Source organism: Xylanibacter rodentium (assembly GCF_013166575.1).
Taxonomy (GTDB): domain Bacteria; phylum Bacteroidota; class Bacteroidia; order Bacteroidales; family Bacteroidaceae; genus Prevotella; species Prevotella rodentium.
Map to the genome: position 1 here is coordinate 95,625 of NZ_JABKKE010000010.1, position 23,751 is coordinate 119,375.

General features: G+C 47.1%; 22 protein-coding genes, 2 tRNA genes and 1 pseudogene. 9 read left to right on the forward strand and 16 right to left on the reverse strand.

The genetic code is table 11. The features are described from left to right. Window positions 1-36 precede the first annotated feature (36 nt). From HPS55_RS07460 to HPS55_RS07480, 5 genes are read right to left on the reverse strand one after another with little or no spacing between them, the layout of a single operon-like run. On the reverse strand, window positions 37-1,524 hold the full coding sequence (locus tag HPS55_RS07460) for a glycoside hydrolase family 10 protein (protein ID WP_172175483.1): 1,488 nt from the start codon (window positions 1,522-1,524) through the stop codon (window positions 37-39). After that, a complete protein-coding gene (locus tag HPS55_RS07465) occupies window positions 1,524-2,144 on the reverse strand; it encodes an HAD family hydrolase (protein ID WP_172175481.1) in 621 nt (206 codons plus the stop codon). Before HPS55_RS07465 ends, HPS55_RS07460 begins: the two co-directional genes overlap by 1 nt. Window positions 2,145-2,164: 20 nt before the next feature. Continuing rightward, on the reverse strand, window positions 2,165-4,930 hold the full coding sequence (metH, locus tag HPS55_RS07470) for a methionine synthase (protein WP_172175479.1): 2,766 nt from the start codon (window positions 4,928-4,930) through the stop codon (window positions 2,165-2,167). Between the two features lie 7 nt (window positions 4,931-4,937). Further along, window positions 4,938-5,417, reverse strand: a complete 480-nt coding sequence (gene smpB, locus HPS55_RS07475) for an SsrA-binding protein SmpB (protein WP_172175477.1) — start codon at window positions 5,415-5,417, stop codon at window positions 4,938-4,940. After that, complete coding sequence (locus tag HPS55_RS07480) at window positions 5,414-5,917, reverse strand: DMP19 family protein (protein WP_172175475.1); 504 nt, start codon at window positions 5,915-5,917, stop codon at window positions 5,414-5,416. Before HPS55_RS07480 ends, smpB begins: the two co-directional genes overlap by 4 nt. A gap of 367 nt (window positions 5,918-6,284) precedes the next feature. On the opposite strand from HPS55_RS07480, the gene HPS55_RS07485 reads away from it, so the two are divergent. The 3 genes from HPS55_RS07485 to HPS55_RS07495 all read left to right on the forward strand — a co-directional run bounded on the left by HPS55_RS07485 (window position 6,285) and on the right by HPS55_RS07495 (window position 9,474). Further along, a complete protein-coding gene (locus HPS55_RS07485; RefSeq protein WP_172175473.1) occupies window positions 6,285-6,986 on the forward strand; it encodes an iron-sulfur cluster assembly scaffold protein in 702 nt (233 codons plus the stop codon). Between the two features lie 15 nt (window positions 6,987-7,001). Then, window positions 7,002-8,015, forward strand: a complete 1,014-nt coding sequence (locus HPS55_RS07490; protein ID WP_172175471.1) for a GGGtGRT protein — start codon at window positions 7,002-7,004, stop codon at window positions 8,013-8,015. A 202-nt stretch (window positions 8,016-8,217) separates the two neighbouring features. Continuing rightward, on the forward strand, window positions 8,218-9,474 hold the full coding sequence (locus HPS55_RS07495) for a type IX secretion system plug protein (RefSeq protein WP_172175469.1): 1,257 nt from the start codon (window positions 8,218-8,220) through the stop codon (window positions 9,472-9,474). 211 nt (window positions 9,475-9,685) lie between these two features. Here the strand turns inward: HPS55_RS07495 and HPS55_RS07500 are convergent. Further along, window positions 9,686-9,759, reverse strand: a tRNA-Pro gene (locus HPS55_RS07500). A gap of 82 nt (window positions 9,760-9,841) precedes the next feature. Then, window positions 9,842-11,029 (reverse strand): serine palmitoyltransferase, encoded by a 1,188-nt coding sequence (spt, locus tag HPS55_RS07505; RefSeq protein WP_172175467.1) that lies wholly within the window; start codon window positions 11,027-11,029, stop codon window positions 9,842-9,844. A gap of 164 nt (window positions 11,030-11,193) precedes the next feature. Between spt and HPS55_RS07510 the strand changes: the two genes are divergently transcribed. From HPS55_RS07510 to HPS55_RS07525, 4 genes are all read left to right on the forward strand, one after another. Continuing rightward, window positions 11,194-12,237: a diacylglycerol/lipid kinase family protein gene (locus HPS55_RS07510; RefSeq protein ID WP_172175465.1), complete on the forward strand. Its 1,044-nt coding sequence runs from the start codon at window positions 11,194-11,196 to the stop codon at window positions 12,235-12,237. 4 nt (window positions 12,238-12,241) lie between these two features. Further along, window positions 12,242-12,748 (forward strand): NUDIX hydrolase, encoded by a 507-nt coding sequence (locus tag HPS55_RS07515; protein ID WP_172175463.1) that lies wholly within the window; start codon window positions 12,242-12,244, stop codon window positions 12,746-12,748. 421 nt (window positions 12,749-13,169) lie between these two features. Continuing rightward, window positions 13,170-13,241, forward strand: a tRNA-Cys gene (locus HPS55_RS07520). A gap of 79 nt (window positions 13,242-13,320) precedes the next feature. Next, window positions 13,321-14,535: a DUF418 domain-containing protein gene (locus HPS55_RS07525; protein ID WP_172175461.1), complete on the forward strand. Its 1,215-nt coding sequence runs from the start codon at window positions 13,321-13,323 to the stop codon at window positions 14,533-14,535. A gap of 18 nt (window positions 14,536-14,553) precedes the next feature. Here the strand turns inward: HPS55_RS07525 and HPS55_RS07530 are convergent, their stop codons facing one another. The 4 genes from HPS55_RS07530 to HPS55_RS07545 are packed head-to-tail and all read right to left on the reverse strand — an operon-like array spanning window position 14,554 to window position 17,923. After that, window positions 14,554-14,934 (reverse strand): YkvA family protein, encoded by a 381-nt coding sequence (locus tag HPS55_RS07530; protein ID WP_172175459.1) that lies wholly within the window; start codon window positions 14,932-14,934, stop codon window positions 14,554-14,556. Window positions 14,935-14,957: 23 nt separating this feature from the next. Beyond that, complete coding sequence (locus HPS55_RS07535; protein WP_172175457.1) at window positions 14,958-15,848, reverse strand: N-acetylmuramoyl-L-alanine amidase-like domain-containing protein; 891 nt, start codon at window positions 15,846-15,848, stop codon at window positions 14,958-14,960. Next, on the reverse strand, window positions 15,845-16,921 hold the full coding sequence (locus tag HPS55_RS07540; protein ID WP_172175455.1) for a DUF4421 domain-containing protein: 1,077 nt from the start codon (window positions 16,919-16,921) through the stop codon (window positions 15,845-15,847). Before HPS55_RS07540 ends, HPS55_RS07535 begins: the two co-directional genes overlap by 4 nt. A gap of 18 nt (window positions 16,922-16,939) precedes the next feature. Next, window positions 16,940-17,923, reverse strand: a complete 984-nt coding sequence (locus HPS55_RS07545; RefSeq protein WP_172175453.1) for a Gfo/Idh/MocA family protein — start codon at window positions 17,921-17,923, stop codon at window positions 16,940-16,942. 100 nt (window positions 17,924-18,023) lie between these two features. Between HPS55_RS07545 and HPS55_RS07550 the strand changes: the two genes are divergently transcribed. Next, complete coding sequence (locus HPS55_RS07550) at window positions 18,024-19,028, forward strand: hypothetical protein (RefSeq protein ID WP_172175451.1); 1,005 nt, start codon at window positions 18,024-18,026, stop codon at window positions 19,026-19,028. Then, window positions 19,025-20,098 (forward strand): bifunctional histidinol-phosphatase/imidazoleglycerol-phosphate dehydratase HisB, encoded by a 1,074-nt coding sequence (gene hisB, locus HPS55_RS07555; RefSeq protein WP_172175449.1) that lies wholly within the window; start codon window positions 19,025-19,027, stop codon window positions 20,096-20,098. Before HPS55_RS07550 ends, hisB begins: the two co-directional genes overlap by 4 nt. Window positions 20,099-20,223: 125 nt before the next feature. Here the strand turns inward: hisB and HPS55_RS07560 are convergent, their stop codons facing one another. From HPS55_RS07560 to HPS55_RS07575, 5 genes and pseudogenes are all read right to left on the reverse strand, one after another. Continuing rightward, window positions 20,224-21,072 carry a methylated-DNA--[protein]-cysteine S-methyltransferase gene (locus tag HPS55_RS07560; RefSeq protein WP_172175447.1) on the reverse strand — a complete coding sequence of 283 codons (849 nt, stop codon included), beginning with the start codon at window positions 21,070-21,072 and terminating at the stop codon, window positions 20,224-20,226. A 2-nt stretch (window positions 21,073-21,074) separates the two neighbouring features. Then, entirely contained in the window at window positions 21,075-21,590 is a 516-nt protein-coding gene (locus HPS55_RS07565; protein WP_253945805.1) for a methylated-DNA--[protein]-cysteine S-methyltransferase, read from the reverse strand. A gap of 69 nt (window positions 21,591-21,659) precedes the next feature. Next, window positions 21,660-21,818, reverse strand: a pseudogene (locus HPS55_RS14215) (Ada metal-binding domain-containing protein); the annotation flags it as partial. Then, window positions 21,757-22,443: a DNA-3-methyladenine glycosylase family protein gene (locus HPS55_RS07570; protein ID WP_172175443.1), complete on the reverse strand. Its 687-nt coding sequence runs from the start codon at window positions 22,441-22,443 to the stop codon at window positions 21,757-21,759. The gene HPS55_RS07570 and the pseudogene HPS55_RS14215, both read right to left, overlap by 62 nt. Before the next feature lie 3 nt (window positions 22,444-22,446). Next, window positions 22,447-23,394 (reverse strand): cache domain-containing protein, encoded by a 948-nt coding sequence (locus tag HPS55_RS07575; RefSeq protein WP_253945795.1) that lies wholly within the window; start codon window positions 23,392-23,394, stop codon window positions 22,447-22,449. Window positions 23,395-23,751: the final 357 nt, after the last annotated feature.

Consider the following 23,751-nt stretch of genomic DNA (forward strand, 5'->3'; position numbering starts at 1 on the left):
GGATATATTATGTACATTTTCTTAATAAAACCGATTCTAAAGTTTCAACTTCTTCTTAACAGCCTTGCTCTCATTATGAATACGATCAAGAGCTGTCACTACATAAGTATAGGGAGTCCTACCGTTATTATACGGTAACTTCAGGAAAGTATCACTGGTTATCGTAACTATTTTTGAAGCATCATTCGTATTTACCTTTTCATCAGATGCAAATCTATAAACTACATATTGCCGAGCCTCGTTCTGCCATCCACGACCTTTAGGAGCTGTCCAAAACAGAAGATATCCGTCTTCTGTCCATACCGGTTTGAGCTTGCGAACTTTTTTCGGAGCCTTATGGTCAATAAAAGGCATGAGCGGTTGCAATGCAGGATAACGCCAATATGTGTTGCGAAGCATGGTCCCGTAATTACCGATGTTATCCACTGCCGCCTTTGCATACCACAACACCATGCCATCCACATTGGAAGATTTAGCATGTAACGCCATCTTAGCCGGCATCTGATGACTGGCAGGACGCTGCAAATCGGTATATTTCACAGTACGTTCCACATCCTCACCTATATACAGCGGACGAGCTGATGCATAACGGTTCCACCACTCTATCAGCGTTTTATAATCGGCTGTGGGATGTCCAATCTGCCAATAAATCTGAGGCACACAGTAATCTATCCAACCATTGTTTACCCATAGCAACACATCAGCATAAAGATCATCATAGTTTTGCAATCCTCGTGTATCACTGCCATTCGGGTCGTTGACCTTATTACGGTAGATACCAAAAGGAGACACACCAAATTTCACCCATGGCTTTATGGCAGTAATCGTATCGTGAAGTTGTTTCACAAACATATTCACATTGTAACGGCGCCAATCACCAATATTACTGATACCGTTTGAATTGCTTCGAAACTGTTTTTCGTCAGGAATGATTTCTCCGGCTACAGGATAAGGATAAAAATAATCATCCATATGCAGTCCGTCGACATCATAACGGCGTACTATATCAGCCACTACACGGCATATATATTCACGGTTTTCATCAAGAGCCGGATTCATTATGTATTGTCCGTCATAACCAAACACTCGTTCGGGATGCTTTATGGCCACATGACTGACTGCCAACCCAGTAGTCCCCTTAGTCTTTGCACGATATGGATTAATCCATGCATGCAACTCCATCCCCCGCCGGTGACACTGGTCAACCATCCATTGCAACGGATCCCAATACGGCTGCGGCGCACGCCCTTGCACACCGGTTAGAAACCGACTCCATGGCTCATACGAGCTGGCATACAAGGCATCACATTCCGGACGAACCTGAAAAATAATTGCATTTGCACCATCTTTCTGCAACTCGTCGAGCTGATAAGACAACGTCTTCTGCATAACGTCCTTAGACATACCTTGAAATTGTCCGTTAACGCACTGTATCCATGCTCCGCGAAATTCTCGTTTCTTTTGGGCCACAACTGCTGTCATGGCCATAAACATCACTATAACAGATAAATATATTCGCTTCATTATTTCAAATATTTATATATTTCCTCCGTCCAATCAGCTCCATTATCCGGTCGGAAAGTATGTATACCCAATTGTGCCGCTGCCTCTACATTACGCAGTCCATCATCAATGAAAAGCGTTTCAGAAGGATCTATACACTCTTTGTCAAGTACATGACGAAAGAAACGCCCGTCAGGCTTCATCACACCGCAACGGTAACTCATGTATGTAGCATCAAAATAGTCCGACAACGAATTTCCCTCACCGTCAAATTCCGTGCTCATTGCCCAGCTCATCATATACGGATTGGTGTTTGACACAAGCACAAGACGATACCCCTCTGCCCTAAGCCTGCGCAAAGCAACGAGATTACGACGTGGCAGATCGCCCACATAACCTTTCCAGGCATACAAACACTGCTCACGGCTCACCTCATGACCTATTATAGCACTTAACTTTTCACGAAACTGCTCTGCATCAATAGTCCCCATTTCCACATCGCCGAATATCCCCGACTGAGTGTAAGGATCAAGACGCTGTTCCGCATCCTTCAGTCCGATTTCCTTAAAATGTCTCACTGCCTGAGACTGGTCAAGAGTGATTATCACACCACCCAAATCAAAAAGTATATTCTTTATCATAATTTACAATAAACAATTGCTCACCACAACTCCAGTTTGTTCTTTCTTGCCTCATCAAGCGAGACTATACTCACTCTCTCCTTGTCATAATCTTCGCGAAGACGACGATACCTGTCGTCAAGCTCATACTTCAGCATTGCCCTACCGTTACCGCTTAAAAGCCTTGCCGCCATAAGAGCATTCTGTGAAGCATCTTTCACCCATACCACAAGACCACCATACACAGGGGCTATCCTAAGAGCGACATGTACTTCACTGGTGGTCGCTCCACCTATCATTATCGGAATGTCAAGTCCTGCACGCGCCAGCTCCTTAGCCACATTTACCATTTCTTCAAGGCTTGGCGTTATCAGTCCGCTCAACCCGATTATATCAACATTCTCTTCCCGGGCCTTACGCACAATATGCTCTGCCGGAACCATCACTCCCATGTCTATCACCTCATAATTATTGCAGGCCATCACCACACTCACAATGTTTTTCCCGATATCGTGAACATCGCCCTTAACTGTCGCAAGCAGAATCTTTCCTGCTTTTGTACCACATCCAGTATCCTCAGCCTCTATATGCGGGCGGAGTATACCCACAGCCTGTTTCATTGTTCGGGCAGACTTAACGACCTGAGGCAGAAACATTTTACCGCAACCGAACAATTCTCCTACCCTGTTCATTCCGGACATCAACGGGCCTTCTATTATTCCGACAGCCCGAGGATATAGTCGTAGAGCCTCATTGATATCTTCCTCCAGAAAATCAACAATACCCTTTACAAGAGCATAAGTCAACCGTTCTTTCACCGAATCTCTACGCCACTCTTCCGCTTTGCCCACACTTTTTGCAACACTACAACATCCGTCAATACATGCCTTAGATGCATTCTGTTCTTCCTTTATTCGTTCCGCTAACCCTATAAGTCGCTCGGAAGCACCGGCACAACGGTTAAGTACAACATCCTCAATCACATCAAGTTCTGCTTGCGGAATATCATCGTAAATCACTGTAGTTGCAGGATTTACGATACCAAAGTCCATTCCTTCACGCATAGCGTGATAAAGAAAAACAGCATGCATGGCCTCACGTATATAGCTATTGCCACGAAAAGAAAACGAAAGATTGCTCACTCCACCACTCACGTGCGCTCCCGGCAAATTCTTACGAATCCACCCCGTTGCACGGATAAAATCTGCAGCGTAACTGTCATGTTCCTCCATACCTGTAGCTATGGCCAACACATTAGGATCAAACACTATGTCCAAGGGATTCATCCCCACCCTCTCCGTAAGAATCCTATATGCACGGGCGGCAATCGCTATACGCCGTTCATAACTCGTAGCCTGTCCCTGCTCGTCGAAACACATCACCACAACCGCCGCGCCATAACGCATCACATCACGAGCATGGCTGACAAACACCTCCTCACCCTCCTTGAGCGATATGGAATTGACTATGCATTTGCCCTGCACACATTTCAAACCCGATGTAATCACATCCCATTTTGAAGAATCAATCATCACCGGAACACGGGCGATATCCGGTTCTGCCGCAATCATGTTCAGAAATGTACACATCTCTGTCTTCGCGTCGAGCAGTGCGTCGTCCATGTTTATATCTATGACAAGAGCACCGTCGGCCACTTGCTTACGGGCAATACTGACAGCCTCTTCATATTTTTTTTCCTTTATAAGTCGCAGAAATTTACGCGAACCGGCCACATTACAACGTTCACCGACATTGACAAAACGCACTTCAGGAGTAACATTGAGCAAGTCAAGCCCACTAAGCCACATAGTCTGCGGGCGAGGTGCCGGATTATGAGGTGCCCTGCCACGCACCAATGCCACATAGCGCTCTATGAACTTCTCTGTAGTACCACAACAGCCACCTACGATGTTCACCAGTCCGGTATCGATAAACTCGGCTATCTGCGGTGCCATTGTATCAGGTGTCTCGTCATACAGACCGAGACTGTTTGGCAGTCCGGCATTAGGATATGCACTTATATAATAAGGTGCCTGGGCTGCAAGTTCTTTCAAGAAAGGCAGCATCTGGCGAGCTCCAAACGAACAATTTAGTCCGATGGAGAATATTGGATACGTACTCACACTTGCCAAATAAGCAGAGAGAGACTGTCCGCTCAAGGTCCGCCCTGCAAGATCGCTCACCGTTACAGACAACATTAACGGCAGTTCCACACCACGACTGTGCATAGCCGTCATGGCGGCATCTACAGCGGCCTTCGAATTGAGAGTATCAAAGATTGTCTCTATAAGCAGTGCATCCACACCACCCTCTATCAGAGCATCGATCTGTTCCAAATAAGCATCATAAAGACTATCATAAGTAATATCACGGGCAGCAGGATTGCTCACATCCGGACTCATGGAACATGTTTTGTTGGTCGGTCCTACGGAACCTGCTACGAATCGCGGCCACTCCGCTGTAGAATAGGCATCGGCTACACGACGCGCAATCCTCGCCCCCTCCAAAGCCATATCCCGACAATACGCCTCCATATGATAATCCGATTCGGATATGCGCTGGCTGTTGAATGTGTTGGTGGTAATTATATCAGCACCTACAGCAAGATATTTACGATGTATGTCTTCGATAACATCGGGACGCGTAATGTTTAGCACATCGTTATTGCCTTTCATCAATCCATCCACTTCACCGAAACAGTTACCCCGGAAGTCTTCTTCTGTCAAGCTATATTGTTGAATCATAGTTCCCATGCCTCCGTCAAGCACAAGGATGCGATTCTTTACGATATCATTAAGTCTGCTCATCTATTGTTCAATAATGCTTCATGGCACGGTCCATCTCACGCCTGTCTTCTTTCTCTTTCAGTGTTTGCCGCTTGTCAAAATCCTTTTTACCTTTACATAAGGCAATATCCATCTTGGCACGACCGTTTTGGTCGATGAACACGAGCAGTGGCACGATGGTATATCCCGTCTGCTTCGTTGCGCTCTGCAATTTCTGTATTTCCTTGCGGTTTAGAAGCAGCTTACGGTCGCGCTTCAGTTCATGATTATTGTATGAGCCGTAAAAATAAGGGCTGACATTCATTCCCTTAACCCATATTTCACCATTGTGTATAAAACAGAAAGTATCCACCAAACTTGCCTTACCAAGTCGGATAGACTTTATTTCAGTGCCTGTAAGCACGATGCCGGCAGTGTATGTCTCGATAAAGAAATACTCAAACGATGCTTTCTTGTTACGTATGTTTACAGGGCTTTTCTTGCGTATCAGTTCCTCTTCCTTATTCATTGTTCAATCTTTGCAAATCTGTCAATATGTTCGTCAACATAACATGCTATCTGAGACGTATATTCCTCTTCATTCTCCACAAACTTGTCGTCCATATCGTCAAACTCCGGAAAACGTTCAAACATTTCCATGAATTCCTCATCGGAACATTCTCGCTCTATCTCCTCACGATACTTTATATATAGTGTATGTGCATCGTATATCAATTTCGAAAGTTCCCTCATCCCCCATTGCCGCAACACCTTTGCAAACGGGTTGAGAAAGATAAATCCTCCATATCCGTTGTGTATCAACTGTATGAACCCTCCATCCATAACTTCTTCATGCAATATGCAGTAGGCAAGCAAAGTTATCTGTTCAGCATTAAGCTCTGACATTGTCTCAGCTGTAAGTTCACCATCTATAGCAGCGTATATACCGTCTTTGAACACTTTCAGAAAAGCGTCCATGTCTTCTGCCGCAAGACGCAAGTCTGCATCTCTTACTATTACTTCTTTCATATATCAAATTAGTCTGACGACATCTTTTATGTTATGCAAATATAAGTACTTATTTTGGTACATGCAAATATTTATATTAGAAATCTTTATCAGCAGACATTATATCAACTCCCAGCTGTTGGCGGACGACGTCTCCGGTCGCAGTGAATGCTCTAAATCATCATCATTTAAATTCACATAAAGAAAATTTGCCATTTCCGGTTATCAACTCTCATACATTTACCGGCTATTTATCAGTGCTGGTTACAAAATGTAGTTAAAGAGTTAAAAAGAATACCCGACAATGAGTATTATTCCAATAGTTTTATTAATTTTGCAGTTACAAAAATAAGATTAAATTATTCATTTTTATAAAACTGAAAAGAATATGACTTATTCTAACGAAGTCAACAACATGTGTGTTGTTGCCAAAGGCCCGAATCACGGACCCGCCCCCATTCCTGAAGAAGGCAAATGGATTCAGGCAAAGGAAATAAAGGACATCTCCGGTTATACCCACGGTGTGGGTTGGTGTGCACCCCAGCAGGGCGCTTGCAAACTCTCCCTGAACATCAAGGAAGGAATCATTCAGGAATGTCTCGTTGAGACCATCGGCTGTACCGGTATGACCCACTCAGCCGCAATGGCTTCTGAGATTCTGCCTGGCAAGACGATCCTCGAGGCTCTCAACACCGATCTGGTTTGCGACGCTATTAATACCGCCATGCGTGAGTTGTTCCTTCAGATTGTTTACGGACGCTCACAGAGCGCTTTCTCTGAGGACGGTCTCGTTATCGGAGCCGGTCTTGAGGACTTGGGCAAAGGTCTGCGCAGTCAGACAGGCACTCTCTACGGTACCGTTGCCAAAGGTACACGCTATCTGGAGCTTACCGAAGGCTACATCACCAAGATGTTCCTCGACAAGGACAATCAGGTATGCGGTTATGAGTACGTACATCTCGGCAAAATGATGGAAGCCATCAAGGCCGGTATGGATGCCAACGAAGCTGTGAAGAAGTTCACTGGTTCTTACGGCCGCACTACTGCCGAGCAGGGAATTGTTAAGACTATTGACCCACGTAAAGAATAAGAGGAGGACCGACTAATGATAAGAAAAGTAAGTTTTGAGAGCCAGGAGCGTCGTATCAAACAGGTTATCGCTACGCTCAATGAGAATGGTATCAAAGATATCGAAGAGGCTAACCAAATTTGCGAAGAGGCAGGCATCGATCCATATCAGATTTGCGAGGATACACAGCGCATCTGCTTCGAGAACGCAAAGTGGGCATACGTCTGCGGTGCGGCAATCGCTATCAAGAAAGGTGTAAAGAGCGCAGCTGACGCAGCAGAGGCTATCGGCCTCGGCCTGCAGAGTTTCTGCATTCCCGGTTCCGTAGCCGACGACCGCAAGGTTGGTATCGGTCACGGTAATTTGGCGGCCCGTCTGCTCCGCGAGGAGACACAGTGCTTCGCATTCCTCGCCGGTCACGAGAGTTTCGCCGCTGCTGAAGGAGCCATCAAGATTGCAGAGATGGCAAATAAGGTACGTAAAAATCCTCTCCGTTGTATCCTTAATGGTCTGGGTAAAGACGCTGCCATGATTATCAGCCGTATCAACGGTTTCACATATGTACAGACCAAGTTCGACTATTATACAGGTAAGGTTGATGTGGTTAATCGTATAGCCTATTCTGACGGCCCGCGCGCAAAGGTCAACTGCTATGGTGCTGATGATGTGCGTGAGGGTGTTGCCATCAACTGGCTGGAGGATGTAGATGTGTCCATCACCGGTAACTCTACCAACCCGACACGCTTCCAACACCCCGTTGCAGGAACATACAAGAAAGAGCGTGTACTCGCCGGCAAACCATACTTCTCTGTAGCTTCTGGTGGCGGTACCGGTCGTACGCTGCATCCGGACAACATGGCTGCCGGTCCCGCTTCGTACGGTATGACCGACACATTGGGCCGTATGCACAGTGACGCACAGTTTGCAGGTTCTTCTTCCGTACCGGCTCACGTTGAAATGATGGGCTTCCTCGGCATGGGCAACAACCCGATGGTAGGCGCTACCGTTGCAGTTGCAGTGACAATAGACATGGCTCTGAACAAGAAATAAAGACCAAAAACGTCGAGAGACGTAAGTGTTTTAGAATTTACCAAGAAGACTCCTGTATTCCCTCACGGGGATGCAGGAGTTATTTTTATTATATGCCATTCTGCACATATCAATAGATATCACCCCGGCTAGTACGCCATATATGTGCAAAACATATGCAATAAACACAAAGCCAATGCGTTGATATAATAAAAACGCAACAATGAAAAAAGCATTATATATATCAAGGTATATCTTCACGATGATATGCCTCATAACACAAACCGCACATCAGATTAATGCCATGCGCCAAACGGTATACAACCGACAGATAAAAACGCTGCAAGCAGTAGTCAACAACGACTGGTTGTCTCCGCCGGTAATGATATTAAACAGCGACGACGTGCTTGACATCGGCTTTGACGAACTGTCTCACGAGTACCATCGCTTCACTTACCGCATCGAGCATTGCGAAAATGACTGGACCGTATCGCAAGAGATTTTTGAAAGTGACTTTCTCAACGGATTCAACGACAATCCTATAGAAAACTATCAAAACTCACTGAACACAACCGTACTGTACACCCACTATACCCTACAGCTTCCCAATGACAAATGCAGTTTGAAAATGAGCGGCAACTACAGACTGACCATCTTTGACGAGAACAACGAGAGAGCGGCTTCAATAGAATTTATGATTGTAGAGCCGCTGATGGCAGTAGGTATGTCATGCACAGCAAATACAGACATCGACACCAACAAATCCCACCAACAGATTACCTTGACCGTGGGTTATGGGCCACTGAAGGTGACCAACCACAGGGAACAAATAAGCACAATCATTATGCAAAACAACAGAAGTGACAACACCCGCAAAGACGTCAGTCCTAACCTTATCAGCAGCAAAGGATTGGAATGGAGACACAACAAAGAACTTATCTTCAATGCCGGCAATGAATACAGAAAGTTTGAAGTGCTTGACGTGACCCACCCCACCATGGGCATAGATCGCATCACATGGGACGGACACAACTATAATGCATATCCATTCATAGATGAGCCACGCAAAAACTATCTGTACGATGAAGACGCCAACGGTGCCTTCTATATACGCAACAGCGACAACATTGAAAATGATTATATCAGCGAATATGTAAATGTGCATTACAGATTGAAGTCACCGAAAATATCACACGGCAGAATAATAATCAGAGGAAACTGGACCACTGACGATGACTTGGAAAACTACATAATGACGTACAATGATACAGACGGTATGTACCATGCCACAGTAATGCAGAAACAAGGATACTATTCATATCAATATGCACTTCTGGACGACAAAGGCACTATTTCCGTATCACCGACAGAAGGGAATTTCCATCAGACAGAAAACCGGTATCAGGCATACGTTTACTATAAAGAGACCGGTGGACGGACATGGAGACTCGTAGGATACAGACAATTGGAATTCAGATAACGTCGGATTGTCACAACAATCAGTTTGATACTTTATAGTCTCCACTCTTTCACATTCCCACGCAGAGACATTTCAAAAACCTTACAACCTATAGAAAAAGCAAATTGTAATCAACAACTCTCCATTATAAATTAAGAGAATTACTGAATTTAATTGCGATACATAAAATCGAGTCCAACAAAAAAAGAATCCCCACATGAGGATTCTTTTGTCGGGGCGACAGGATTCGAACCTGCGGCCGCCTGGTCCCAAACCAGGAGCGCTACCGGGCTGCGCTACACCCCGCTGCAAAAACTCAGAAAAGATTTCCCTGTTTTGCGGTTGCAAAGGTAGCTATTTTTTCCGAGTCTTGCAAATTTTCTCATCACTATTTTATTATTTCCAGCTCCTTGAATATCTTTGTAAGAGCCTGCACACCTCGTTCCACCTGCTCCTCCGTATGACTCGCCATAAGAGCAAAGCGCACGAGCGTATCCTGAGGTGCACATGCCGGAGGAATTACCGGGTTGATAAACACACCGGCATCAAAAGCCATCTTCGTGACAAGGAATGTCTTGTCAATATCGTGAACATACAGCGGGATGATGGGACTTTCAGTGTCTCCTATCTCAAAACCCTCTTCACGGAAACGGCGCAACGCATATTTGGTCACCTTCCACAATGCCTCCAAACGCTCAGGTTCGCTCTTCAGAATGTGCAGAGCCTCCATTGCGGCTGCCGTTGCGGCAGGAGTGTCAGACGCACTGAATATGTACGTGCGGCATGTGTGACGTATGAAATTGATTGTATCTGCATCACCTGCGATGAATCCGCCTATACTTGCGAGCGATTTGGAGAATGTTCCCATAATCAGATCAACCTCGTCGGTAAGTCCGAAATGGTCGCAGACACCCCTGCCCTCACGTCCGAACACACCCACACCGTGAGCCTCGTCCACCATGATGGAGCAGTTATACTTATGCTTCAGTTCCACAATCTCCGGCAACTTGCAGAGATCACCCTCCATCGAGAACACACCATCCACGACAATCAGCTTTACAGCCTCCTTGGGAAGTGTCTTGAGAATATTCTCAAGATCTTCCATATCATTATGTTTATAATGCAACTGCTTTGCAAACGAGAGACGACGTCCGTCTACAATACTTGCATGGTCACGATCATCACAAATAATATAGTCACCACGACCAACCACAACGGCAAGCACTCCCGCATTTACGGAGAATCCTGTCGAGAAACAAAGACAATCCTCCTTGCCCTCAAATTCCGCAAGCTCTTTCTCCAACTGAACATGCAAATCCAACGTACCATTGAGGAAACGGCTTCCCGCACAACCCGAACCATACTTGTCCAAGGCTTCTTTTGCAGCATTGATAATGCGCTCATCACCCGTCAATCCTGTGTATGCGTTGGAACCGAACATCAAAACTTTCTGTCCCGCCATCTCTACTTCTGTACCCTGTTTGCTCGTTATAGCACGAAAATAGGGATACACGCCAGCCTCCATAAACTTCTGAGGCTCACGATAGCTTTTGTATCTTTCTTGTAATTGTCCCACTTTTATAATAATTAGGTGTAGATATACTACTACGTTATACAGGCTGCAAAGGTACACATTTTTTATCAAATTATATACTTTTTTTTAAATAATCGTCACTTTTATACTTTTTTATGCGTGATGCAAACATTATTATGAGTTAAAATTGTATTTTTGCAAATAAGATGGACGCAAAAAACAACATAACATTCATACTGAATCCTAAATCAGGCAATCATGGGAAAAACGACATACCGGACATGATTGCCGAAACACTTGATAAAACAAAGTTCGAATATCAAGTGAAATTCACAGAATATGCCGGCCACGCCTCGGAAATAGCCAGACAATGCGTAGATGAGAATATCGACGTAGTAGTGGCCGTGGGAGGAGACGGAACAGTGAATGAAGTGGCACGCTCACTCGTACACTCCCGGACAGCACTCGGCATAATACCATGCGGATCGGGCAACGGTCTGGCTCGACACCTGTCCATCCCTATAGACATAAAGAAGTCCATTGACATCATAAACCGCTACAACATAGAGACATTCGATTACGGCGTCATCAACGAGCTGCCTTTCTTCTGTACATGCGGCATGGGGTTTGATGCTTTTATCAGCCAGAAGTTTGCAAGTTCAAAGAAACGCGGACCAATAACATATATAGAAAATGTTCTGAAAGAAGGTCTGGACTACCAGCCGGAAACATACGAGCTGGAAGACGAGACCGGAACAAAAAAACACAAGGCTTTTCTTATTGCCTGCGCCAATGCCTCGCAATATGGAAACAACGCCTATATAGCACCCAAAGCCACCATGACCGACGGGCTGATGGACGTAATAATAATGGAACCTTTCAACGCATTCGACGCCCCACAGATAAGCATTGACATATTCAGCAAGACACTTGACAAGAACTCCAAAATAAAGACATTCAAGGCTAAGCGCATCCATATACACCGCAACACACCCGGCCCTATACACTATGACGGTGAGCCGATAATGACCGGAACTGACATCGACGTACATATAGAGGAACGCGGAATAAGAATCATCACCAACCCTGAGGTGATAGAAACCGACAGCAGACCCAACTTTTTCCTCAACGCTTTTGCCGAACTGTACTACAACATAAACAATGTGCGTAAAGATATAGAAAAACAAGGAAGACGGATACAGACTATCAACAAGGCCCTGCTGAAGAAACTGAAAAACAATAAAACATAGAGTCATGGACAACAACAACGAATACTTACCGGCTGTAGACGAAGCCGGAAACATCATCGGAGCCGTCACCCGCGGAGAGGCCCACAGCGGCTCACACATACTCCACCCTGTGGTACATCTCCACCTGTTCAACAGCAAAGGCGAAATATTCCTCCAGAAAAGGCCGGCATGGAAAGACATACAACCAGACAAATGGGACACGTCTACCGGAGGTCATGTTGACTTAGGCGAAAGTATCGGACAAGCCCTTAAACGCGAAGTCGGCGAAGAACTGGGCATCACCGATTTCACACCCGAAGAGCTGGGCCACTATGTGTTCAATAGCGACAAGGAAAAAGAATTGGTATATGTTCACAAGACAATATACGACGGTCCAATAAGCCCTGACACCGACGAACTGGACGGCGGACGATTTTGGACCATGGAAGAGATTGCAGAAAATATCGGTAAAGGTATCTTCACACCTAATTTTGAATCAGAATACACAAAGTACTTCGCATGCAGGCAATAGCGGTATATATCATAATAGCATGTGCCATAATCTATGCCGGATGGCGTATATACAGAATGCTCAACAGCCCCGCTCCTCATTGTGAAGGGTGTGACGGTTGCTCCATACACAACGGAAAAAGAAGAAAATGTCCGGAGACAAAACATAACTGACCGCACACCTAGCATCCTCAAAGTGCCACTTTCACATCCCCAAAGTGCCACTTTCGCATCCCCAAAGTGCCACTTTCACATCCTCAAAGCGGCACTTTCACAATGCGATATGGGCCATATTGCAACGTCTTTTTCACACGCGAAATACCATAAAGACATGCAAACGACGATAAGAAGAACTCGGAATGCGGAGAGAAAATCAAAAAAGAGCATGAAAAATTTGGTGATATGAAAAATAATACCTAACTTTGCAACCGCAAATAGGAAATGGTGCCTTGGATGAGTGGCTTAGTCAACGGTCTGCAAAACCGTCTACAGCAGTTCGAATCTGCTAGGCACCTCTCAAAAGTAAAAGAGACTGATTGAAAATTCAATTAGTCTCTTTTTGTTTCAGACAATATCCACACGTAGTCAAAAGACATGAACAAAACAAACCAACATTCCCGAATCGAAGTTGTCGACGCTATCCGCGGCATTGCTGTGGCAATGATTCTGATGTTGCACGGCATAGAACATTTCAACCTGTATAACCAATCAGACCCTATATCACCGTTACTCCAGCTCACAGACCGTATGGTATGGGACTGCCTGTGGTTTGTTGTCGGAGGAAAAGCCTATGCCATCTTCGCGTTGCTCTTCGGTTTTAGCTTTTATATAATGGAGCAAAATGCACTGCGACGCGGCCAAGACTTCCGCCTGCGTTTTTGTTGGCGCATGTTGCTGCTTTTCGGTTTCGGATGTTTCAATGCCGCATTCTTCTGTGGTGAGGTATTGGTACTTTACAGCATTGTGGGATTTGTGCTGCCTTTGGTGTGCAGACTGAAAAACAAAACGTTGCTCATAATCGCGGCTGTTCTGATGTTACAACCGGTTGACTGGATCAAAATGGCCTATGCCGCTTTGACAGACAGCCAATCCACTATACTCGAATTCAACTTCGAGCCTTATTGGAACAACTCAATGAAGATGCTGTCTGAAGGCAACTTCGTCCAAACCGTATTGACCAACCTATGGGACGGACAGATATTCAGCCTGGCATGGGCCTGGGGTGCAGGACGCTTCTGTCAGACAGCCTCGCTTTTCATCCTCGGACTCGTTGCCGGACGTATACAATGGTTTGCCGACACTCCACACAACAGAAGCATGTGGGCAAAAACGTTTGCCGCTGCCCTTTTGGCGTTCATGCCACTATACGGACTCAGCACACTGCTACCCGACTTTGCATCGACACTGCCACTTGACACTACCGGCATTGCCGGAATGTTCACATCCAAAAGTTTCATGACACCAATGATGCTCATTGTCAATTCCTTGCACAAGTTTTGCTTCATGACAATGATAGTCACAGGACTTCTATTTGCATTCTATTCCACAAGACTGGCACGGCCGATGCGCTATATCATGCCCTACGGCAGAATGAGTCTGACCAACTATATCACACAGAGCATCATAGGTTCGTTCCTGTTCTATCACTGGGGATTGCATCTCAACCTTTGCGACACGTGGAGCCTTCTGCTATGTATAACGGTATTGTCTCTTCAGATCACATTCTGCCGTTGGTGGATGAGCAGCCATTCCCACGGCCCTTTAGAGGGGCTTTGGAAAAAGCTGACATGGATTGGAAGCGACAGATGACATATAATATATTGAAAGTCAGAAGAGATCGTCGATTTCTTTTATCTCGTCTTCGTCAAACCACTTTGCCAACTTCTCCTTTGCCTTCTCCTTGATTTCAGGTTCCACATCGACCCAAATCTTTTTCAAGACATACAGCAAGACAGCCATATCGTCAGTCAGACCGACGATAGGCACAGCATCGGGCACAACATCAAGCGGGCTTATCATATATCCCAAAGCACCTATTATAATCGCCTTATCCTTGGCCGAAACCTTATCACTCTGCAATGTATAAAAGAGTATAAGCGCGGCATATACCAACTTTGCGCCTGCCCTTTTGGCAATACGCGAAATCTTCTCTGTAAAATCACCGGCAGAAAATTTGCCGGCATAGCTCATAAAATCAGGTAATTCCATATTCGTTGTATTTTATATTGTTGTTAGTTACATTTGTTTATCCTCACAATCCTTATTCCCGTATGGCTCGGATGCTTCTGCAGGTATCTGTACAGTGTCATCGGCTCCTCCACCACCTTATGATGTATCATTGAGGCATTCAGCAGATGCAGTCCGTCATTCCGCCAGACAGCATAACCGAGATGGGCTATGTCAAGACCTTTCTTACGGCATGTTATTGCTATGATGTCACCGTCCTCCACGGCCTTTCTCATCAGCCCGTTGTTGCCGACACAATCTTTAGGTATATATCTGTACCGGCGTCCGGTCAATGCAGATTCCTGCTTTTTTATGACAGGGACAAACTCCGGATGAGCCGCCAACGACTTGTAAGACGCTGTATGACTGCCCATATAGTGTATGTCAAGACGCTGAACTGCACTGAACGGAGGAACAGGCTCACATATCTCCGTCACTATCCCCATAGCCCGTTTGTCGTCTATCCAATCACTGAAATAATGCAGACGTGAGGTATAATCGGACATTATTCCGCCACGATATCTCAGACTTTTCAGCACATCCAGATAATCTGCAAAAGTGTATTTGCGTCTATATGCGCACAAGGTCAATGCCGCCACCGTCTCCACCAGTGTTGTGCAATCGAGTTCAGACGTGTTTACGACAAGATGCTCCTTGTCGAATATTTCGAGAGTATGGGCAACATAGGGCCGTCCCAAAAACTTCCTTGCGAAAAAGAGCGGGATGTTTTCCGTATCGGGCACAGTCTCTGCCTCGGCCAACAATCTGCAAATCATGATACTGTCTGTCCGTGAATAGTGCACGTTGTCACTATCCGCCGTACCGGCCATGGCATCGGTAACCGCCATGGCAAGCGCCCCCATGATTATCAGTAAACCCAATATACGTCTGCTCATTTATTCTTATAACGTTTTTTTTTGCCGAAATTATATCCCAGATAAACATTTAGACTGCCAAAAGTGTTGTTGGCGGAAAATCTGGATTTCCTGTAATTATACGAACGTATTATAGCACTGGCTCCCGCATACCATCGTGTATTGTTGTAAACAAGCCCGAAACGTCCGATACCATCGATATTGACATTGTCGAAACTGAAGTTAAAATCCTTCTTCTCGTTCATATCGCCATCCGAATGCTTATAAGCAAAAGCCACGGCTCCGCTGGCACAGAACAGCCAGTTCTTGGCAAAAACCCAATTATAGGCGTAGCCACACGACACATTAACATCATAATAGTCAACACTGTTGAACATCAGTCCGCTGTCTATCTTCACCGTATTCGGTTCGCAATTGCGTTCCACGGCTTTCTGCAACTTGGTGTAATCCAATTCAAGGGAATTCTTCGTATACCCTACTCCTGCTATTACAGATCCGCAACTTCTCTTCTGACATGTACTCTGAGAGAATGCTGCCGGATACGAGAAACGCCTGTGATTGAATATATAATATATGTCAAAACCTGATATCCCAACACTCACACCGTCAAATGGAACCCCCTCAAGACGTGTGACATCCACATCATCGCCCATCCAGACATCACGTATCTTATAATCGCTGCCTGTACGGCGATAGAACAGATCGATACCAATCTTGGAACTGTATATACTGAAATCGAGTTCACGTTTCTGTTTCTTACCGCCGAAACTGATGTTGCGCAGATCAAAGGTATATCCAAGAAAAAACCAACGCCATCCGAAAAACGGACCGACCTTCATTATAACATCAGGTGCCAGTGTTACGGTCTGCCCGGTACTGCTCTTCAGAGTGTAAATCTCATATGTGGCCGTAGTCTGTCCCATCACTGTAAAATTGTAATGCTGCGGCTCTATATAGTTGGTGTCTATCGAGCTGAAATCCCTTACCGTCTTCCTAAGGGAACTCAATTCCTTGCGTTTGCCTTCGGTTTCGGCACCGGTCTCCACCGTTACTGCCACAATCAGAACAAACAACAGAAGGTACAGTCTCACCATCGGCATCTCGATATTTTGTCAGAACTTACCTAATATGCGGTCCATAGCCCAATTCACCGGCGTGGCCGACACTGCCGTACACGTGCATACTCCAAGGCCCTGCAAATGCTCCACCACATTTTTTATCAACGGATATTGCACATAAGACGGATTGGGTATGGGCAAACTCTGCGTGCCTCCGCCCGAATGAATCAAAATAGGATCGTAGTTGAACACAGAGAAACTCACCTGACCCTTGTCACCGATAACCTCTATACGGTCTTCACGCGCCGATTCATAGGCCACGAAACACCACGAACCGCTGCCGGGGAGCCCGCTTTCAAACCTGAAACAGGCACTGACAGTATCCTCGGCCTCGTAGAGACGTCCCCGGTTGGCACAGATGCCGTTGGCCTCTGTTATCACTCCGAACATGTATTGCAGCAGGTCGAGCTGATGGGGAGCCAAGTCGTAAAAATATCCTCCGCCGGCAATATCGGGCTGTACACGCCACGGCAAGTTTCCCGAATTATGGTAGTCGAGATCGCGCGGAGGCACGGCAAAACGGACCTGTACGTTGATTATCTCGCCGATTACACCGCTGTCGATAATCTCTTTCACCTTAAGGAAATATGGAAGATAGCGGCGATAGTATGCCACAAAACACGGCACACCGGTCTGCTCGCTTATCCTGTTCACACGCACACAGTCTTCATAACTTGCTGCGAGAGGCTTCTCTACATACACCGGCTTGCCGGCCCGCATGGCCATAATGGCAAACGTGGCATGGCTTGAAGGCGGAGTGGCTATATATATGGCATTCACCTCGGTGTCGTCTATCAACCGTTGGGCATCGGTATACCATCGCGGTATACTGTGACGCTCGGCATAGCTACGTGCCTTCTCGCTGCTACGGCTCATCACGGCCACCACCGACGAGCCTTCGACTTCGCTGAAAGCCGGCCCGCTCTTCTTTTCGGTCACTTCTCCGCAACCTATAAATCCCCATTTCAATATTTTCATAATAAGTATTAATATTGATGATGATTTCAGTTTTTTATGACGCAAAGATACGAAAAAAGCACTACCTTTGCAATAATGAACATGGAATAATAACAAAATTATGGGAAATAAAACATCCTTAGACACTTTGTTTAAAAGTCGCAGCACCGGCAACATCATCAAGTCGGGCTACAAACTTTACACCGAAAACTTCAGAAGTATCTTCAAAGCATCATGGCACACGGCAGTGTTATATTCAATTGCATGCGCCATATTGGGAACATTGTCTTTTACAAGCCTGCCGCTTCTCACCGGTCTTGTTCCTGCAACCAATGGGCCGTCGGAAAGCATCATGCCGGCAATAGAACTGATAATTACATTTGCTGCGATAATCATAATGCTGATTGCAGGAGGCTTGTTTGAAACAGCATTCTATTCACGAGGAATATCATTGCTCGTACACCATAGTGCCACCAATACAATTCCAGTACCCAAAGGATGGTTTACATTCGATATGAATACAGCATGGCGCACACTGAAAGCCGTCCTGTCGTGTCTTGCCATTGTCATCGTTCCCGCCACGGCGTTCGGGTGTTTTTGGAAGTTTCGTCTCAGTATGATGCTCATAGAACCGTCGGCACATGTACTGACGCTCGCCCTGGCATTTACATCCGTATGTATTGTTGCCATAATTCTTCTGCCATTAGCACCCATATCAATGAAATATGTGCTAAATGCCGGCACACGTTTCTGGCCTCTGCTTGCCCGTGAATATACGGTATATCTGCGACGGTATACAGGAAAGATTATTGGCGTGGGCTTTGTCTGCGCCATCATCATCACCGTGGTAGAACACGTCACGGCGTTGCCGGCATCTGTCATCACGATGGCAAACATACAAGCATATATCGGAATGGCCAACGGCGATCCGCTCGGCATGCCCGACTATATCACCGCACTTACGGCAGGCACGTTCTTCATTGCCGGATTTATGAAGGCATACGTACGTATGTCAATAGTATTCGTGACGTACTATCTGTATGGAGCCATAGAGACAGACGAGAACGGACGAAGACAGATGGCGGAAACCGTATATAAAACCGACAACAGAAACCAGACTTTATGAAAAAAAGAATACTGTTCATAGACCGTGACGGCACTTTGATAGAAGAGCCGGAAGACGAGCAGATAGACTCGTTCGGCAAACTGAAGTTCACACGCGGCGTATTCCGCAACCTGTCGTTCATACGCTCAAAGCTCGACTTCGAATTTGTCATGGTGTCAAATCAAGACGGACTCGGTACCGAATCTTTCCCCGAAGACACATTCTGGCCCGTACATAACTTCATTTTACAGACACTCGAAGGCGAAGGCATCACATTCGACGACATTCTCATAGACCATCATTTTCCCGAGGACAACGCTCCTACGCGCAAGCCCGGTACGGCTATGGTTGAAAAATACATGGTCAATCCTGACTGTGACATCGCCGGAAGCTATGTCATAGGCGACCGTGAAACAGACCGGAAGTTTGCCGAAAACATCGGTTGTAAGGCACTGATACTGGACAAGGACGGCATGACATGGGACAAGATTGCCGAGATTCTCTTTGCCGGAGAGCGCACGGCCGAAGTGACACGCACCACCGGTGAGACCGACATCTGCGTGAGCATCAATCTTGACGGCGCCGGCCGCTGCGACATCAGCACCGGACTGGGATTCTTCGACCACATGCTCGAACAAATAGGCCGCCACGGCATGATTGACCTCACGGTACGCACCCGCGGCGATCTGCACGTAGACGAGCACCACACCATCGAGGACACCGCAATTGCTTTGGGCGAGTGTCTGCTACGCGCATTGGGCGACAAGCGAGGCTTCGAGCGCTACGGCTACTCGCTGCCCATGGACGACTGTCTCTGCTCGGTGGCTCTCGACTTCGGCGGCCGCCCGTGGCTGGTATGGGACGCCGAGTTCCACCGCGAAAAGATCGGCGACATGCCCACCGAAATGTTCCTCCACTTCTTCAAGAGCCTGAGCGACAGCGCCCGCATGAACCTCAACATACGTGCCGAGGGCACCAACGAACACCATAAGATAGAGGGTATCTTCAAGGCCTTGGCCCGCAGCATAAAGATGGCTGTGCGCCGCGACATCCATCACTACGAGCTGCCCAGCACGAAGGGAATGCTGTAACGCGGTCTCTGAGTATGCAAACGTCAATATCTGGTTATTGAAAAGGAAAAGCTGCGATACGAATATACGGACGGAGTATGTAAAGGAAACGACAGGCAGAATGACAGAATGGTGTCAGTTTTCTTTTATTCATATTTCCGTTTTGCCGCTTCCCAGCCGATGATGGCCGTTTTGCGGATTTCACCCCAATGATAGTTGCCTATTTCTCCCGTCGCGCGAATCACGCGGTGGCACGGAATGAGGAACGCTACCGGATTCTCGCCCACAGCCGTACCTACCGCACGGCAGGCACGCGGATTGTCAATGCTCGCGGCAATGTCTCCGTAAGTGGTCATTCCGCCCATCGGAATCTTAAGCAATGCCTCCCACACCTTCATCTGAAACTCCGTACCTTTCAGATGCAGCTTTATCTCTCCCAGTCGGCTCCAGTCCTGTGTGAAAATGAATAAGGCATTCTGCTGTATGTTGTCGAGTGTCTGCCGGAACCGTGCGCGGGGGAACCATCTTTGCAGGGAGCCGAACGTCTCCATACGGTCGTCGGCGAACTCCATGCTGCAAATACCTTTCGGAGTAGAGGCGATAAGGATGTCGCCGAAAGGCGTCGCGGCGAAACTGTAATTGATAAAAAGATTCTCCCCGCCGTTTTTGTACTCACCGGGCGTCATACCCTCGACAGTGATAAACAGGTCGTGCAGTCGTCCCGTACCGGACAAACCCACCTCCTGCGCCGTGTCGAAAAGCGATGCGTGCGTCTCGTGCAAGATACGCTTGGCATACTCGACATTGAGATATTGCAGGAAATGCTTCGGCGTAATCCCTGCCCATTCTTTGAAAATCCGTTGAAAATGGAACGGACTCATATTCACCGCTTCGGCTACGGCCTCCAAACAGGGCTGCTCCTTGCGGTTATCCCGTATGAACCGGATGGCTTCGGCAATCCGGCTATAATTCAATTCGTTCTGTGTCTCTTTCATATTTATAATACGCCCTCCAGCTCCAACAGCATCCGTTTGGCATCCAGCCCGCCGCCGTAACCCGTCAGCGAACGGTCGCTACCGATGACGCGGTGGCACGGCGCGAAAATAGACATCGAATTGGCTCCGTTGGCGCTGGCAACCGCACGCACGGCTTTGGGCATGCCGATTCTTCGTGCCATCTCGCCGTAGGAAATCGTCTGCCCGAACGGGATTTTCAGCAATTCGTTCCACACCGTTTTCTGGAAATCCGTACCCACGAACAGCAGCGGCATGTCGAACTCCCTGCGCTGTCCGGCAAAGAATTCGTCGAGCTGCCGCTCCGCTTTCCCGATTACTTCCGATGTTCCCTCCTCGAACTCGGCACGCAATATTCTTTTCAAGCGTCTGTCCACATGGTCGCGGTGTTTCTCCACCTGCCAGTCGCACAGGCATAGTTTGTCGCCGAACGACCCGAGCATCAGCACGCCGCACGGCGATTCATAACGCTTTATCTTGATAGTATTTTTCTCTTTCATAACTTTCATGCAGATTTTACACGGTCTGTAACCGCTTTTTATAGCATCCTCGACCCAGTCGAACAGCTCGATATTCTTCAACAACGGGATTTTTGCACTGCATGAAGGCTTGCACACGATACCCGTCGATTTCACTCCGTACCAGAACACCCCGTCGTAACGGCTGTCACGGTCGAGAATCGCCTTTATTTTTTCTTTTTCGTCCATCGTTTTTCTCTTTCGGTGCATAATCTTTCAAACCCTCCACCGCACCTGCCGACACCGCCCATAGATAAATACAGGCAACACTGCCGTAAGGAGAATAGCGGCGGCGGTATTTCTCGAACAGGGGGCGGGTGATTTTGCGGTGATGATACAGCATCCGCAAACCGCGCTGCACCGCCAAATCGCCGAAACTCAACACGTCGGGGCGTTGCAGCGAATGGAGCATCAGCATCTCCGCCGTCCATACGCCGATACCGTCCAGTTCCGACAACTTGGCGCAGACCTCGGCATCGCTCATCGTCCTGAGCGCATAGATGTCGAACTCGCCTGATGCGATTTTCCGTGCCGCCGACCGGATGTAATCCACCTTCTTGAACGTGATTCCGAACGCCTGCAACTCTTCGGGCGAAAGGCCGAGCACCTTTTCGGGCGTGACCTCCCCAAACGCACCCGTCATCTTCCGCCAAATAGTTTCATGCGCTTTGGTCGAAATCTGCTGTCCCACAATCGAATGGACGAGCGCGGCGAAAAGGTTGGGTATCACCCGCCTTTTCACCATGCCCACCTTGCCGATAACCTCTCCGAGCCGTTTGTCCCTGCTTTTCAGATAGGCGATCTCCTGCTCTCCGTATGGGAAAAATTGCTCCATACGTCAATCGACACCAAGATATTCATTGGAATCGGCTGGAGCCGCTCCACGCTTGCGGTCGGTGTACTCGCGCACGATTTCACCTACGGAAATACGGTAGCTGTCGAACAACTTGTCGTGTCCCGCCTTTTGACTTTGACGATGATTCACCTGATTGCGCCAGCCTGCCGCCGCTTCTTCGCTCTCCCAGAACGACAGCGAAAGAAACTTGCCCTCGTTGTTCACACTGGCGAAACGCTCCACGCTGATGAAGCCCGGCATCCGCTGCAACTCCTCTTTCAAGGCTGCACCCATCTTGAAATAATCCGCTTTTCCTTCTGCGGTAGGCGTCACCTCGAAAATGACAGCCACTTTCAATTTCTTGCACCTTTTCTCGCCTCGGCATAGCCCGGACGAGCCCGGCTCTGCACTCGGCTTATCGAAAACGTTCTTTTTTCCGTGACCGGTCAGTGCGTTCAGCTCGTCGAGTGTCATGGAATCGTTATAAATGCCTGCACATACCGTGTAACGCATACCCGGAATCGGGTAGATATAGGACACCTTGCGCACGCCCTTTTCCGTTCCCGGTTTCGGCCATACGAACTCTATCCAGCCGCCGCCACGCATGGCGACCTCGCACAGTTCCACACCGTAGTGTTTTCCCGACCAGTCGAGATGTTCGCGGATATTGCCTCCGGTACGCTCTGGAAAGCGGGGGTTGGAAACTACGAGGCTTTTATCCACGTCGATAATGAAGAGATACGCATCCCTGTCATTGAATTCGGACTTCGGATCGGTAAGTACGGCAAGTGCCTCGCTACCTTTCTCTTTCAGCAACTGGGCAGCCTTATGCACATTGGCGATAACGGACTGCGGGGTTTCTTCTGTTCTTTTATTCATACTCTGCGAAAATAAATCGGTCGTTCCGGCTACAAACATAGCCAACAACATGATAATTAGTTTCTTATTCATAGCGCAATATATGTTTTTTGTTTCGACAGTGCAAAGTTACGACAACCCTTTTTCTTTAACGACCCGAAAATTGCTATTTTTTCTCACGGTTTGCCTTTTTTTCATTTCGGCAATAGATTGTTCTATCATTTGATCGTAAATAACCGGATGTTCGACAGTCAAAAAATGGAAATATCAGCGACCAATTTTTTCCATTTCTTCCCTCTAATTATCACGATGGCATTTTCCGACATCAGTCAAACCGCCCTTACAGTATAGCCGCGACAACCATCCGGAAAGATATGGCCGTCGCGAACGGAACATAATTTCAATAAGATTACTGTTTGATGTTAATAGCTTTACACCGCTATCTTAATA

What these genes read in the sequence shown, in the direction of transcription:
- HPS55_RS07565 (WP_253945805.1), bottom strand. Translation starts at nt 21,590, where the DNA reads ATGAAAGAGAAAAATACTATCAAGATAAAGCGTTATGAATCGCCGTGC.
- HPS55_RS07525 (WP_172175461.1), top strand. Translation starts at nt 13,321, where the DNA reads ATGAACAAAACAAACCAACATTCCCGAATCGAAGTTGTCGACGCTATC.
- HPS55_RS07545 (WP_172175453.1), bottom strand. Translation starts at nt 17,923, where the DNA reads ATGAAAATATTGAAATGGGGATTTATAGGTTGCGGAGAAGTGACCGAA.
- HPS55_RS07490 (WP_172175471.1), top strand. Translation starts at nt 7,002, where the DNA reads ATGATAAGAAAAGTAAGTTTTGAGAGCCAGGAGCGTCGTATCAAACAG.
- HPS55_RS07575 (WP_253945795.1), bottom strand. Translation starts at nt 23,394, where the DNA reads ATGAATAAGAAACTAATTATCATGTTGTTGGCTATGTTTGTAGCCGGA.
- HPS55_RS07550 (WP_172175451.1), top strand. Translation starts at nt 18,024, where the DNA reads ATGGGAAATAAAACATCCTTAGACACTTTGTTTAAAAGTCGCAGCACC.
- HPS55_RS07480 (WP_172175475.1), bottom strand. Translation starts at nt 5,917, where the DNA reads ATGAAAGAAGTAATAGTAAGAGATGCAGACTTGCGTCTTGCGGCAGAA.
- HPS55_RS07560 (WP_172175447.1), bottom strand. Translation starts at nt 21,072, where the DNA reads ATGAAAGAGACACAGAACGAATTGAATTATAGCCGGATTGCCGAAGCC.
- HPS55_RS07485 (WP_172175473.1), top strand. Translation starts at nt 6,285, where the DNA reads ATGACTTATTCTAACGAAGTCAACAACATGTGTGTTGTTGCCAAAGGC.
- HPS55_RS07535 (WP_172175457.1), bottom strand. Translation starts at nt 15,848, where the DNA reads ATGAGCAGACGTATATTGGGTTTACTGATAATCATGGGGGCGCTTGCC.
- HPS55_RS07515 (WP_172175463.1), top strand. Translation starts at nt 12,242, where the DNA reads ATGGACAACAACAACGAATACTTACCGGCTGTAGACGAAGCCGGAAAC.
- HPS55_RS07465 (WP_172175481.1), bottom strand. Translation starts at nt 2,144, where the DNA reads ATGATAAAGAATATACTTTTTGATTTGGGTGGTGTGATAATCACTCTT.
- HPS55_RS07540 (WP_172175455.1), bottom strand. Translation starts at nt 16,921, where the DNA reads ATGGTGAGACTGTACCTTCTGTTGTTTGTTCTGATTGTGGCAGTAACG.
- smpB (WP_172175477.1), bottom strand. Translation starts at nt 5,417, where the DNA reads ATGAATAAGGAAGAGGAACTGATACGCAAGAAAAGCCCTGTAAACATA.
- HPS55_RS07495 (WP_172175469.1), top strand. Translation starts at nt 8,218, where the DNA reads ATGAAAAAAGCATTATATATATCAAGGTATATCTTCACGATGATATGC.
- HPS55_RS07460 (WP_172175483.1), bottom strand. Translation starts at nt 1,524, where the DNA reads ATGAAGCGAATATATTTATCTGTTATAGTGATGTTTATGGCCATGACA.
- hisB (WP_172175449.1), top strand. Translation starts at nt 19,025, where the DNA reads ATGAAAAAAAGAATACTGTTCATAGACCGTGACGGCACTTTGATAGAA.
- HPS55_RS07510 (WP_172175465.1), top strand. Translation starts at nt 11,194, where the DNA reads ATGGACGCAAAAAACAACATAACATTCATACTGAATCCTAAATCAGGC.
- HPS55_RS07530 (WP_172175459.1), bottom strand. Translation starts at nt 14,934, where the DNA reads ATGGAATTACCTGATTTTATGAGCTATGCCGGCAAATTTTCTGCCGGT.
- HPS55_RS07570 (WP_172175443.1), bottom strand. Translation starts at nt 22,443, where the DNA reads ATGGAGCAATTTTTCCCATACGGAGAGCAGGAGATCGCCTATCTGAAA.
- metH (WP_172175479.1), bottom strand. Translation starts at nt 4,930, where the DNA reads ATGAGCAGACTTAATGATATCGTAAAGAATCGCATCCTTGTGCTTGAC.